11 protein-coding genes are annotated in these 12,985 nt (G+C 64.2%); 4 read left to right on the top strand and 7 right to left on the bottom strand.

Features of this window, described 5'->3' with window-relative positions; genetic code table 11:
• Positions 1-224 precede the first annotated feature (224 nt).
• The 5 genes from HBF24_RS12465 to grxD all read right to left on the bottom strand — a co-directional run bounded on the left by HBF24_RS12465 (position 225) and on the right by grxD (position 6,806).
• On the bottom strand, positions 225-2,732 hold the full coding sequence (locus HBF24_RS12465; protein ID WP_240922548.1) for a TonB-dependent receptor: 2,508 nt from the start codon (positions 2,730-2,732) through the stop codon (positions 225-227).
• A gap of 359 nt (positions 2,733-3,091) precedes the next feature.
• Positions 3,092-4,801, bottom strand: coding sequence for a lysophospholipid acyltransferase family protein (locus HBF24_RS12460; protein ID WP_167173383.1), 1,710 nt, complete (start codon positions 4,799-4,801; stop codon positions 3,092-3,094).
• Positions 4,802-5,035: 234 nt separating this feature from the next.
• Complete coding sequence (locus HBF24_RS12455; protein ID WP_167173381.1) at positions 5,036-5,635, bottom strand: YhgN family NAAT transporter; 600 nt, start codon at positions 5,633-5,635, stop codon at positions 5,036-5,038.
• 83 nt (positions 5,636-5,718) lie between these two features.
• Positions 5,719-6,480, bottom strand: coding sequence for an SDR family NAD(P)-dependent oxidoreductase (locus tag HBF24_RS12450; protein WP_167173379.1), 762 nt, complete (start codon positions 6,478-6,480; stop codon positions 5,719-5,721).
• Between the two features lie 2 nt (positions 6,481-6,482).
• On the bottom strand, positions 6,483-6,806 hold the full coding sequence (gene grxD / locus HBF24_RS12445; RefSeq protein WP_167173377.1) for a Grx4 family monothiol glutaredoxin: 324 nt from the start codon (positions 6,804-6,806) through the stop codon (positions 6,483-6,485).
• Positions 6,807-6,941: 135 nt separating this feature from the next.
• Between grxD and HBF24_RS12440 the strand changes: the two genes are divergently transcribed.
• Entirely contained in the window at positions 6,942-7,520 is a 579-nt protein-coding gene (locus HBF24_RS12440) for a Fe-Mn family superoxide dismutase (RefSeq protein ID WP_167173375.1), read from the top strand.
• Between the two features lie 118 nt (positions 7,521-7,638).
• On the opposite strand, the gene HBF24_RS12435 is transcribed toward HBF24_RS12440, so the two are convergent.
• Both HBF24_RS12435 and purE read right to left on the bottom strand, forming a co-directional pair.
• Positions 7,639-8,799 carry a 5-(carboxyamino)imidazole ribonucleotide synthase gene (locus HBF24_RS12435; protein ID WP_167173374.1) on the bottom strand — a complete coding sequence of 387 codons (1,161 nt, stop codon included), beginning with the start codon at positions 8,797-8,799 and terminating at the stop codon, positions 7,639-7,641.
• Complete coding sequence (purE, locus tag HBF24_RS12430) at positions 8,796-9,305, bottom strand: 5-(carboxyamino)imidazole ribonucleotide mutase (RefSeq protein WP_206064323.1); 510 nt, start codon at positions 9,303-9,305, stop codon at positions 8,796-8,798. Before purE ends, HBF24_RS12435 begins: the two co-directional genes overlap by 4 nt.
• Before the next feature lie 34 nt (positions 9,306-9,339).
• Here purE and HBF24_RS12425 point away from each other — a divergent pair, with 34 nt between their 5' ends.
• The 3 genes from HBF24_RS12425 (at position 9,340) to nadC (ending at position 12,954) form a co-directional block, all read left to right on the top strand.
• Positions 9,340-9,597 carry a Trm112 family protein gene (locus HBF24_RS12425; RefSeq protein WP_167173372.1) on the top strand — a complete coding sequence of 86 codons (258 nt, stop codon included), beginning with the start codon at positions 9,340-9,342 and terminating at the stop codon, positions 9,595-9,597.
• Positions 9,598-9,715: 118 nt separating this feature from the next.
• On the top strand, positions 9,716-12,058 hold the full coding sequence (locus tag HBF24_RS12420) for a DUF1631 domain-containing protein (RefSeq protein ID WP_167173370.1): 2,343 nt from the start codon (positions 9,716-9,718) through the stop codon (positions 12,056-12,058).
• A 29-nt stretch (positions 12,059-12,087) separates the two neighbouring features.
• Positions 12,088-12,954 (top strand): carboxylating nicotinate-nucleotide diphosphorylase, encoded by an 867-nt coding sequence (nadC, locus tag HBF24_RS12415; RefSeq protein ID WP_167173368.1) that lies wholly within the window; start codon positions 12,088-12,090, stop codon positions 12,952-12,954.
• The last annotated feature ends 31 nt before the right edge of the window (positions 12,955-12,985 follow it).

Below are 12,985 nucleotides of genomic sequence, written 5' to 3'. Positions count from 1 at the left end.
AGTGAAATGATGACAGTTACATAACAACTGTGCTGCGCTCCGCATTCGCCGTGCGGCGCCCCTGCTCCGGAACCGCGATGTTCCGACGACGGCCAGCCCGAAGCCCCGTGGCGTCTGCCTGGCCGACCTTAGCGCGGCCGTTGCTGCAACGCAAAAAAGGGCGGCCCGCTGACGGGCCGCCCTTTTTCATCACCCCGTTAGGGGCCACCCCATGTCGAGCGCACTTAGAAGAACGAAGCACCCACGGTGACCATGAAGGTGCGCTCTTCCAGCAACGAGTAGGAAATGGCCGAGCTGTACAGCTTATGGCCGTTTTCGTCGTACTGCGTGCCAGCACTGGAGGCCAGGAACGCACCGCTGGCCCAGGTCAGTGCCTTGCGATTGGTCAGGTTGAACGCATTGACCTTGATGTACGGCTTGCGCAGCCAAGAGGCGTCGCTGTGAAAATGATAGCCAGCGCTCAGGTTGAACGTGGTGTAGCCGCCTACCCGCTCGGTGTTGGACCAATCGCCCCAGATCGGGCCCTGGTACTTGGCACTGACATTGGCCCACAGGCCGGCCTGGTGGTAGCTCAGACGAGCATAGCCGGAGCTGCGCGGGGTGTTGGTCAGCGTCTTGCCAGCCGTGTTGTAGATGCCATCGCTGCCGGTATCGATGTTGTCCTGCATGCGCGCCACCGTGTAGGTGTACGAGCCGTACAACGAAAACTGGTGGTTGAGCTTGACGCTGGCCTCACCGGCGATACCGCGCATGTGCACGTTCTTGAGCTGGGTGTAGACGGTCTGACCACTGTCGTAGTCGTAACCGCTGACCTGCTTGTTGTGGAAGTTGGCGGCATAGGCGTCCACGCTGGCCGAAAAGCCCTGCGTGTAGAAACGCCAGCCCAGGTCGGCACTGGTCGCCGTTTCCGGCCTGTTGGTCGCCAGGAACGAGCTGTCGCTGCCAGTGGCTTGGGCATAATGGGCGGCGGCGCCGTTCTGCATCACCGCGCCATTGACCGGGGTGCGGAAGGTCTTGCCGGCACCGAAGTAGACCTGCTGGTTATTGTCGATCTGGTACTTCACACCCGCCGTCGGCGACCACTTGTGGTAGGTCATCGAGTCGTTGCCACCGAACTGGGTCTTGTAGCTCGGACCGTAGTCGGCGCCGGCGTACTCGTAGTCAAAACCGTCGCGCTTGGCCCAGATATAGGCCAGACCGGTGGTCACCGTCCATTTGTCGGTCGGCGTCCAGGTGTTGGTCGCGAAAGCCTTCTCGGTGGTGGTAATGGTGTACTCGTCGTACAGCTTCTGGATCTTGCCGCTCGGATAGCGGATCAGGTCGTACTTGCCCCAGATATCCGAAGGCGTGCCGGTCTTCGGATCAATCGGCGTGAACACTTCGTCCTGCTGCTCGCGCGGACGCTCCCACCACACACCGTAGACCAGCGTGTCGTTGACGCCGAAATCCTGGCTCAGCTTGGCGATGATGCCCGGACGGTAGGTGAAGTTCTGGTTCAGGTGATAGACCAGACCCGAGTCGCCATTGGCGACCACGCCATTGCCATTGAGGTCCAGACCGACATCACCGTACTGGTTGTCGCCGTAGGTGCTCTCGTAGAACTTGGTGGCGCCGCTGCCGCCGCCGCTGCCGTACTGGAAGTACGGCACCACCGACAGGTGCAGGTTGTCACTCAGCGTGAACTCGCCATCGGCGCTGGCCATCCAGCTCTTGTACGGATTGATGTGCAGCTTGTAGTAGCAAACGTTGTAGGTGGCATTCGGGCCGCAGTCGTCGGTGTAGGTCGACTTCAGGTTTTCCGGGAAGGTCCAGGAGTCCGAATAACCCTGCTTGTATTGCTCGGCCGCCTGCGCCTTGGTCAGGTGCAGGTAGCTGTTCTTGACCTCGCGGTTGTACTGCAGCGAGAACGAGATCGAGTTCTGGTCGTTGATCGTCCACAGCGACTTGCCGTCGATCTTGGTGACCTTCATCTTGCCCGGACCGTTCCAGATGTCGGCCTCGTTGTTGGAGTACGACAACCACGAACGCACCGGACCGGTGTCGCCGGTGTTGAAGCGCAGGAAGGTGCGGTGATAGCTGTTGCCGCCAAGGGTCTGGCTGACGTCCAGGCCGGCCTTGTGTGACGGGTCGATGGTCACCCAGCCGATGGAACCACCGGCGGCGCCGGCGATCGGCGTATCCACCGTCGGCCAGCCCTGCTGCACGGTGATGTCGCCCATGTTCTCGCGATCGCCATACTCGGTGGCGTAGACGCGGTAGCTGCCGCTGTCGTTGATCGGCGCGCCGTTGACGGTGGTGCCCACCTCGTCGCTGGTGAAGCCGCGGATCGAGTAATCACCATCGTTGAGGCCGGTGACATCGTCGGTCGAGGTGAAGGCACCCGGGATGCTCTCGATGGCCTGCACGAAGGTGCCGCCCGGCGAGCCTTCCTGCAGTGCGGCGCGGGTCACGGTCGACACCGCCTGCGGCGCATCCTGCTCGGACATCAGGCCGCCACCCAGCGACGGCAGCGTCGCGGTCACGGTCACGTTGTTGAGCTGACGCGCACGCTTGGTGTTGTCGGCAGTCACCTTGGAGGTGGAAGACACACTGGCCTGGCCACCGTGGGTGGTCTGCGCGGTACGCTGATCGCTGCTGCCGGCGTGGGTGTTCTGCGCGAACGTGGCGCTGCTCGCACCGCACAGCGTGATAAGGATCATCGCCGGCAGATACCTGCGCTTGATGTTGTTCATGTTGATAGCAACCCTAGTCGGAAAGAAAACATCTGAGAGCGACACCCAAACGGGTGCCGGCGACCGTGCGCCGCCACAGGCAAAACCTGCCACGCGCCCCGGCCTCATGAGGTGGGCTTTCACTAACCATCGTTTCGCGAGCACGGGGCCTGCCTGCGCCGCGCAGACGTCCTGTCGATCGATGCCCCAGACGTAAAAATCTAACGTTTACTTCGCAAAAAGTCCACTTCTTGTTTACATCGTAGACGGATCAGATTGCAGTTTTTTTGCAAACGCAAAGGCCCCGGACGCCGCAACGCCCGGGGCCTTTTTGACAGATGCGCCAGCGCCGCCGATGGACGCAGTCACTTGCGTGCCGCTTAACGCTTGCCCAAGTAGCGGGCGCGCTTGGCTGGCTTGAGACGGTCCAGGTCGAGCATGACCAGGCCATCCACGCAGCCGGAAAAACCCGGGTCCTCGCCGAAGTCGAGGAACTGCACGCCTTCCGGCTCGACCAGATCGACGTACTGGCGGTACAGCACCGGCAGGGTCACGCCCAGTGCATCAAGCTGGTTTTTCAGACGCCCCAGTCCATCGGATGGGGCCAAGCCGGCCAGCGCCGCCTTGGCTGCCTCCATCACCAGCGGCGACACCTGGAACGGCTGGCGGGCGCTGGCAAGACCTGGCGTGCCGAAGTAATGCTGATGCGCGGCCACAATCCATTCGCGCGCCTCGCGCGGCAGGTTCACCGACATGCTCACCGGGCCGAACAGGAAACGGATATCCGGGTGCTTTTGCAGGTAAAGGCCAATGCCCTGCCAGAGCTGATCGAGTGCGCGCGAACGCCAGTAAGCCGGGGTGATGAAGCTGCGCCCCAGCTCCAGGCCTTGCGCCAGGCGCGCCTCGATGGCCGGGGTGTAATTGAACAGGCTGGCACTGTACAGGCCCTTCATGCCCTTGCTCGAGAGGATGCGGCCACCGTGACCGAATCGATAGGCACCCACGATGCGCATCGCCTTCGGATCCCACAGCACCAGGTGCTCGTAGTGGGTGTCGTACTCCTCGATGTCGCGGCGCATGCCGGTGCCTTCGCCCACCTTGCGGAAGGTCAGCTCGCGCAGGCGCCCCAGTTCGCGCATCACCGGGCTGTCGGAAACGCCCTGGAAAAGGTAGGCCTGCTTGCCATCCTTGAGGTCGGCCAGCAGCTCCGATGCCTCCAGTTCGGCACGCACCTGGTCGACCGGCTCGGGATGGGCCAGTGGCGCCTGCCCGCCGAAGATCAGGCCGCGATGCCGGGCCAGGCGGTAAACGTGACGACGCATCAGCTTGGCCGCATTCTCGGCCGAATCCGAACTGCGCTGCTTGAGCTCATCGGCGTCGATCAACTGACCGACGCTGAAACCGATGCGCACCGGCCGCTTGGCCGTGGCCTCGCGCGGCAGCATGGCCGTGGCCAACGGCTTGGCCAGCATCGACATGCCGTAAAATGCGGCCGAATTGCGCGCCGCCACATGCACTGGCAACACCGGCGTGCCAGTACGCATGGCTATGCGGGCAAAGCCGTCCGACCATTGGCCATCGCGCACGCCCGCCGCGCTCATCCGCGACACCTCACCGGCCGGGAACACGATCAGCGCCTGGCCTTCCTCGAGCGCACGGTAGATGCTGCGCATGCGCGAAGCCGCGCCCTTGCCGAACACGTCCACCGGCATCACCAGCCGGCTGATCTGCGGCAGTGCGGTCAGTACATCGTTGCCAAGAATTTTCACATCGCGCCGCACCGAACCGATCAGGTGCAGCAGCGCCAGCGCATCGCGCATGCCCAGCGGATGATTGGCCACCACCAGCAACGGGCCATCCACCGGAATGTGCTCCAGCTCGCGCTGGGTCACCCGATAAGTCACGCCCTGATGATCAAGCGCGGTTTCGACAAAGTCGAAGCCCTCCACCTGCCCCATGCGCAGCAGCGCCTGATTGAAGGCCGACTCGTTGGCCAGGCGCCCCAAAAGACCAGCCAATGGCCGGCAGATACGCGGGTGTTGCGCCAGCCACGGCAGGCGCTCGGTGAGGGTTCGTTCGACGCTGAGCATGACCGTCTCCCCGGGATCGTCCGATATTCGTTCAGTTTGGCACGTCGTTTTCGCGCCATGCCGTGCAGCTCACCCATGACTGTTAGCGGGCGGCCTTGTTACCGGCACGCGGCGCTATAGGCCATGCTGGCCGTCTAATGTTACAGCGCGTTGATGATCTTGCCTGAATGGCAAGACACCTTTCCATACGCCCACGCATGGATCAATGCCCCGAAGGTCGGGCAGCGCCTGGGTTCAGAAGCCGCTGCCGTGCAGATAAGTGGCCACGCCACCCAGGAACATCTGCACCGACAGCGCGATCAGCAGCATGCCCATCAGGCGCTCCAGCGCGGTCAGCACGCTCTCACCCAGCCACTTGAACAGATACGTGGCGCTGAGCAGGATCACCGCCGTGGCCAACCACGCCAGGATCAGCGCGATGCCCCACTCGGCGGTGCGACCGGGCTGCGAATTGGTCAGCAGCAGCAAGGCCGCCATGGCCGAGGGTCCGGCGACGCCTGGAATTGCCATCGGCACGATGAACGGCTCGCCCTCGCCGGGTTTGCCGAAGATGCCGCCATCCACCGGCGGAAACACCATGCGGATGCCGATCAGGAACAACACAATACCGCCACCGATGGATACCGATTCCTGCTTCAACTGCAGCATGTGCAGGATGTACTGGCCGCCCAGCAGGAAGCCCAGCAGCACACCCAGCGCAATCAGCAGCTCGCGCATCACCACCCAGCGCCGGCGCTGCGGCGGCACGTCCTTCAGCAGGCTCAGGAAGAACGGGATGTTGCCCAGCGGATCCATGATCAAAAACAGCAGGATGCCGGCGGACAAGGTGTTCATCTGCGCTTCCATCGCGCTCCCCAGAAAAAGTGTGTAGCGAAAGTGTGTGGCGCCCGGCGCCAGCCGGGCATCATCGAAACATGTCAGCGAAGATCGAGCATGGCGCCGCGCGCCGCCGTGGCCTGCGCGCTCAGCAGGTAGACCGCCGCCTGCGCGGTGGCCTCGGGCGTGGGCTGGGCCATGGTGTCCTCGCCAAACCAGGCCATGCGGCGCAGCTCGGTGCGCATCGGTGCCGGCAGCAGCGCATGCACGCGCACCGGCGTGCTCTCGGTTTCCTGATGCAGGATCGCCACCATCGACTCGAGCCCGGCCTTGGCCACGCCATAGGCGCCCCAGTGCGCCTGGCGCATGCGCTCAGGGTCATCCAGCACAAAGACCACCGCAGCATCCTCGCGCTGCGCCAGCAAAGGCTGCATGGCCTGGGTCAGCGCAAACGGCGCGGAAAGGTTTACCTGCAGGGTGCGCAACCACTGATCCGGGCGATGCTGGCTGATCGGCGTCAGGCCGTCAAAGTGAGCGGCGGCATGCAGCAGACCATCCAGATGGCCGAACTCGGCCTCGATCATGCCGGCCAGTTCGGCATATTGCGCCGGCGTGGCGCTTTCCAGGTTAAGCGGCACCACCGCCGGTTTGGCATGGCCGGCCTCCAGCAGCGCGTCATAAAGCTTCTCCAGCTCGCGCACGCGGCGCCCGACCAGCACCACACTGGCGCCGGCACGCGCGCAGGCCAAGGCGGTTTCCCGCCCCAGACCGCCAGTGGCACCGGTGATCATCACCACGCGCCCATTCAGGGTATCGGCCGCGGGCACCCAGCCTTCGGGCAATCGCACGCCGGACAGCGCCATGCTCAGGCTTCCTCGCGAGCGATGTCGGCCACCATCCGTGGCAATTCGCCGGAACGGGCCAGATCCTCGACGATGTCGCAGCCGCCAATCAGCTCACCATGGATAAACAACTGCGGAAACGTGGGCCAGTTGGCCACTCGCGGCAGGCTGGAGCGCACCTCAGGATCGGCCAGCACATTGACCACGCGCGCCTTGGCCCCAGCGTCGCTCAGCGCCTGCGCCGCGCGCGCCGAAAACCCGCACATGGGAAACTGCGGCGTGCCTTTCATGAACAGCACGATAGGATGTGTGGCCAGTTCGGCCTTGATGCGATCGAGAACGTCCATAGCTTTCCGATCTAGAATGTACGAAGGCGTCACGACGCCGAAGCGATCATTGTATCGTGGCGAACTGCCGCATGCCCGCCCGGGCGCGTCCGGACGGGTCATCTTTCCCCAGCCACACGCTAAGGAGAATGCATTATGGCTTTCGAGCTACCTCCGCTCCCGTACGACCGCACCGCTCTTGAACCGCATATCTCGGCCGAGACGCTGGACTATCACCACGGCAAGCATCACCAGAAGTACGTCAACACCCTCAACGACATGATCGAGGGTACCGAGTTTGCCGACGCCAAACTGGAAGACATCGTCAAGAAGTCCTCCGGCGGCATGTTCAACAATGCGGCCCAGGTGTGGAACCACACCTTCTACTGGAACTGCATGAGCCCCGACGGCGGCGGCAAGCCCAGCGGCAAGCTGGCCGATGCCATCGACAAGGCGTTCGGCTCGTTCGACAAGTTCAAGGAAGAGTTCACCAAGTCGGCCGGTGGCAACTTCGGGTCCGGCTGGACCTGGCTGGTGCAGCGCCCGGATGGCGCGCTGGCCATCGTCAACACCTCCAACGCGGCCACGCCGATCACCGGCAGCGACAAGCCGCTGCTGACCTGCGATGTGTGGGAACACGCCTACTACATCGATTACCGCAACGCCCGTCCGAAGTACCTGGAAGCGTTCTGGAACGTGGTGAACTGGGCATTTGTCGCCAGCAACCTGAGCTGATCGACGGTTCAGCCATCCCACTAAGGGAAGGCTGCCCAGAAAGAAAAAGGCCGCCCTCGGGCGGCCTTTTTCATGCGCGAAGCACTAACGGCTGATCACGCACCATGCAGCTTGTGTATCAGTCCTCGCCATCCAGCACGTCCAGCGCCGGCGCCACCTGATCCAGGCGATCCAGCGCCTTGGCAATGCGCGCCATGCGCGCGGCCAGCGTGGCCTGATCGGGCGCGCATACGGTGGCGTGGCCCACCTTGCGACCCGGACGTGCACTCTTGCCGTAGTCGTGCCAATGCGCGTCGGTCTCGGTGAGCACCGGTGCAGCCTCGGGCATCTGCCCGATCCAGTTGAACATCACACTGTGACCGCGCACGCCGGTGTCACCCAGCGGCATGCCGAGCACGGCGCGCACGTGGTTCTCGAACTGGCTGGTGTAGGCGCCATCGATGGTCCAGTGCCCGGAGTTGTGCACGCGCGGCGCCATCTCGTTGCCCAGCAGCTGACCATCCTTGACGAACAGCTCCAGCGCGAACACACCCACATAATCCAGCCGCTCGGCCAGGGTCTTGGCGTGGGCAGTGGCCTTGGGCAGCAGTGCCTCGCTTTGCGGCGCCGGCGCCAGACTCAGCGAGAGAATGCCGTCGCGATGCCAGTTCTGCGTCAACGGCCAGACGCGGAACTCGCCGTCGCGGCCACGCACCGCCACCACCGACACCTCGCGATCGAACGGCACGAAGGCTTCCAGGATCAGCCCATATTTGGCCGCCGGTTCGCCCAGCGCCTGCCACGCCGCCTCGATATCGGCGTCGCTGCGCAGGCGGAACTGGCCCTTGCCGTCGTAACCCATGCGCCGGGTTTTCAGGATCGACGGCACACCGATGCGTGCCACCGCCGCCTCAAGTTCCTGGCGAGTATCGACGGTGGCGAATTTGGCCGTCGGCAGGCCGATCTCGTTGAACAGGGTCTTTTCGGCGAGACGATCCTGCGCTACGGCCAGCGCCTTGGCACCCGGCGCCACATTGGTGTGCGCGCTCAGCCAGTCGGCTGTGGCCGCCGGCACATTCTCGAAATCGAAGGTGGCTGCATCGATGCGTTCGGCGAACGGCGCCAGCGCTTCGGTGTCATCCCAGCCGGCCTTGAACAGCGGCGCCACGTCACCGGCGCAGGCCGACTCGGATGGATCGACGACCAGAAACTTGGCACCCAGCGGCACGCCGGCCAACGCCAGCATGCGCGCCAGCTGACCGCCGCCCATGACGCCCAGGGTGGGAAGATGTTTGCTCATGCCTGCCTCGGATCGGGTTTGTCCAGAACGGTGCGGGTCTGGCGGGCGCGAAAGGCATCCAGCGCGCTCGCCACCTCGGCGTCGGTCAGCGCCAGCACTGCCGCTGCCAGCAGCGCCGCGTTGACCGCCCCGGCACGACCGATGGCCAGTGTGCCCACCGGCACGCCGGCCGGCATCTGCGCGATCGACAGCAGCGAGTCCATGCCATTGAGCGCGCGTGACTGCACCGGCACACCAAACACCGGCACGCGGGTCTTGGCCGCCAGCATGCCAGGCAGGTGCGCGGCACCACCGGCGCCGGCGATAATGGCCGAAAGACCGCGCTCGACGGCCTCGTCGGCGTACTGGAAAAGCAGGTCCGGTGTGCGATGTGCCGAGACCACGCGCACCTCATGCGCCACGCCCAGATCCTCCAGCGTGCGCGAGGCGTGCTCCATGGTTTCCCAGTCCGAACGTGAGCCCATCACCACGCCAACGCGAGGCTTGGGCGATGCCGTCAAATTCATGGTCTGCCCGCTCAAAAACCGCTATTGTAAAGCCATGGACAAACGCTTGCTCGATATCCTCTGCTGCCCGGTCAGCAAGACCCCGGTTCGGCCCCTGCGCGCCGATGAATTAAAGCGCTTAAACCAGGCCATTGCCGATGGCCACATCGAAACAGTGGCCGGGGAACGCGTGCTAACCCCAGTGGATGAAGCGCTGATCACCACCGACGAGAAAGTCGTCTATCGCATTGAGGATGGCATCCCCGTCATGTTGCCTGAAGAGGGTATCGGGACAACCCAGTTGACTGCCTGATTTACGGTTGCGCCAGGCGCACTGCTTTGTGACGCCGGTCACGTTAGGCTCATCCTGCGACCTTGAAAATGGCGCCGCAGGCTGTGGCCTGCCGCCCGGTAGCCGCCGTTAGCCATACATGAACAACGCCAAGGATCCCAGCAACATCGTCGACCTGTCCCGACGTACCGATCCGCGCAATGAGCGTATCGGCGCGTTGCAGGTGCGCGTGCGCGATCTGGCTCGCCAGAAGCTGCAGGGCTTGTGTGCGACCATGTTCGAAAATGCCGATGATGCGCTCTTCGATCTGGCCGAAAAAGCCGAGAACAACGCCGCACAAACCCAGTATTTCGACGGCATGCGCGAAGTGCGCAAGAAGCGCTCGCTGATCGAGCGCGTATTCGTCGACGGCGTCGCACGCAACCTTTCCGAATTTGCCGCAGGTCGTCAGATACGACGCGAGGAGACTGGCGCCGCCGAGGACGCGGGCAGCGGCGAACTGTCACTGGTTGACGATACCGAACTGGAAGAGTCGCTGGCCATCACCAGCATGGTCGGCAAGACCGAGTCTCGCCTGCAGCGGCCCCTGTATGCACTCAACCAGCGTCTGTCGGTGATCTGCGGTGGCGCCAGCGTGGACGACGCCGGCAACCCGCTGGCGCCATCGCTGCTCGGCCAGGCCTTCCGAGCATCGATGCGCGAACTCAGTGTGGAAATGCGTGTCAAGCTGATCATCTATAAGCTGTTTGACCGCTATGTCATGAGCGGTCTGGACGGTCTGTACGAGACGCTCAACGATGAGCTGGTCAAGGCCGGCGTGCTGCCACAGCTGCGCCACGGTGGGGCGCCCCGCAGCAGCACCGGCCCCGCCACCCCGGCCATGCGTGGTGATGAATCCCGGAGCGAGGCGGATGCTGCGCCTGTTCAGCACGCGGAAGACCCGCAGCGCGTGGCCGTGCGCGACGAAGTGATGCGCACACTGCACGAGCTGCTCGCCTCACGCCGCCAGCCGGAGGGCGCCGCCGGCCCGGGCTCGGCTGCGGAACGTACCGGCCGGGATCATGCCGCCGCCAGTGCACCTTCACTGAGTCCGGCCGAACTGCTTGGCGCACTCTCGCTGCTGCAGTCGCAGGCAGCCGAACAGTTCCAGGCTCCCCTGCCCCACGGCAAGGAAGCAAGTGTCAGCGAAGCTGATACCGCCGAACTGAAGCGTCAGTTGCAAAGCCAGATTCGCCGCTTGCGCGGCGAAGCGCACACGCGGATGTCCGGCGCCGACGAGGACACCATCGACCTGGTCGGCATGTTGTTTGAATTCATACTGCAGGATCACAACCTGCCAGTGGACATGCAGGTGCTGCTGGCACGCCTGCAAATTCCCTATTTGAAGGCTGCCATTCTCGATCGACGCCTGTTCGCTCACGCCCAGCACCCGGCGCGTCGCCTGCTCGATGCGCTGGCGGAAGCGGCCAAGAGTTGGTCGCCTGGAGCCGACCGCGATCGCGACCTGTACAACAAGGTGCGCGAGATCGTGGAGACGCTGATGCAGGATTTCGACGATGACCTGGGCATCTTCGAGCGTCTGCAGGCCGATCTGCAGCAGTTTCTGGACATCCACCGGCGCCGTGCCGAGCTCTCCGAGCAGCGCGTTGCCGAGGCCACCCAAGGTCGCGAGAAGCTGGCACGTGCGCGCCGTCGGGCCGCGCAGGAAATCCGTCAGCGTACCGAGCACACGCGCCTGCCGGAAATGGCACAGGGCATCCTGACGCGAGCCTGGGCCAACTACCTGGTACTCACGCAACTGCGCCAGGGTGAAGATTCCGGCGAATTTTCCGAGGCCTTGCGCTTCATCGACGACTTCACCTGGTCGATGACGCCACCAGCCAGTCCCGAGCAGCGCCAGCGACTGCGCCAATTGTTACCCAGTCTGGAAAAATCGCTGCGCCACGGCCTTTCCACCGTCGCGTTCCAGGATAGCGACATTGACAAGCTGATCGGCCAGCTGCACGGATTCTATCGCCAGGCATTACGCGAGGATCCGGCTGCATCAGTGCCGCCGCCCGGCCTGGAGCGTGCGCCGCCCATGCCGGCGTCGGTGCCCGCCATCAGCGAAACCTCCGCCGAAGATGTCGCCGACGAAAGCGCACTTGAAGCGCAGCAGCCCCCCCCGGATGACGAGGCCATGGCACGCGTGCGCCAGCTCAAGCCCGGCACCTGGGTGGAGTTCGTCGGTGCCGGCGCGGAGGGTGCCAACGAGCGTGCCAAGCTGTCGTGGATCAGTCCGATCAGCGGCCGCTACCTGTTCGTCAACCGCCGCGGACTGAAGGTCGGTGATCGCACCGCCGATGAACTGGCCGTTGAACTGGCCGATGGCCGCACCATCGTGCTGGAAGAGCTACCCTTGTTTGATCGCGCCCTCGATGCCATCGTTGAGCGACTGCGCAAGACGCCCACGGGCGCGCCGCCCGAGCCCGAAAGCGCCTGACGCTTCTCGACCGACCACAAGGCTTTCCCATGCACCACCGGTTTGATCCTGTGGCGGACTCGCCGTCCGCCGATGACGTTCGTCGTGACGTCGAGCGCGCCCTGGCCGAAGACTTGGGTAGTGGCGATCTGACCGCCCAGCTGCTGCCCGCCGGCCGCCCCGCCACGGCCCACGTGCTGTGTCGTGATCAGGCCGTCATCGCGGGACGCCCCTGGTTCGATGCCTGCTATCTGATATTGGATGCAGGCATCGTCATCGAGTGGCTGGTCGAGGAAGGTCAACAGGTAGCGCCGGATACCATACTGTGTCGGCTGCAAGGGCCGGCCCGGGCACTGGTCAGCGCCGAGCGCACCTCGCTGAACTTCCTGCAGACGCTGTCGGGCACCGCCACCGAGACCGCGCGCTATGCCGCCGCACTGGAAGGCACGGACACGCGCGTTTTGGATACACGCAAGACACTGCCCGGCCTGCGCATGGCGCAAAAATACGCGGTGCGCGCCGGCGGGGGGCACAATCATCGCATCGGCCTGTTCGACGCCATCCTGATCAAGGAAAACCATATCGCCGCCGCCGGCGGCATCGCGCCGGCGGTGGCCGCCGCTCGCGCACTGCATGCCAACGTGATGGTCGAGGTGGAAGTCGAATCCATGGACGAGCTGGCCCAGGCCATCGAGGCGGGTGCCGATCGCATCATGCTCGATGAGTTCGATACCGATGCGCTCATCGAGGCGGTGCGCTTTACCGCCGGCCATGTGCCGCTGGAAGTCTCCGGCAGCGTCGACCTTGCACGCATGAAAACCCTGGCCAGGATCGGCGTGGACTTCATTTCGGTGGGTGCGCTGACCAAGCATGTGCACGCGGTCGATCTGTCGATGCGCCTGTCCATCGACACGTGAGCACACGCATCATCGCGTCACGCTTGTAAGC

It is taken from the genome of Oleiagrimonas sp. C23AA (assembly GCF_011759385.1).
Classification (GTDB): domain Bacteria; phylum Pseudomonadota; class Gammaproteobacteria; order Xanthomonadales; family Rhodanobacteraceae; genus Oleiagrimonas.
Note: the sequence above shows the minus strand (reverse complement) of the source record. Positions and strands in the feature narration are given on the sequence as shown.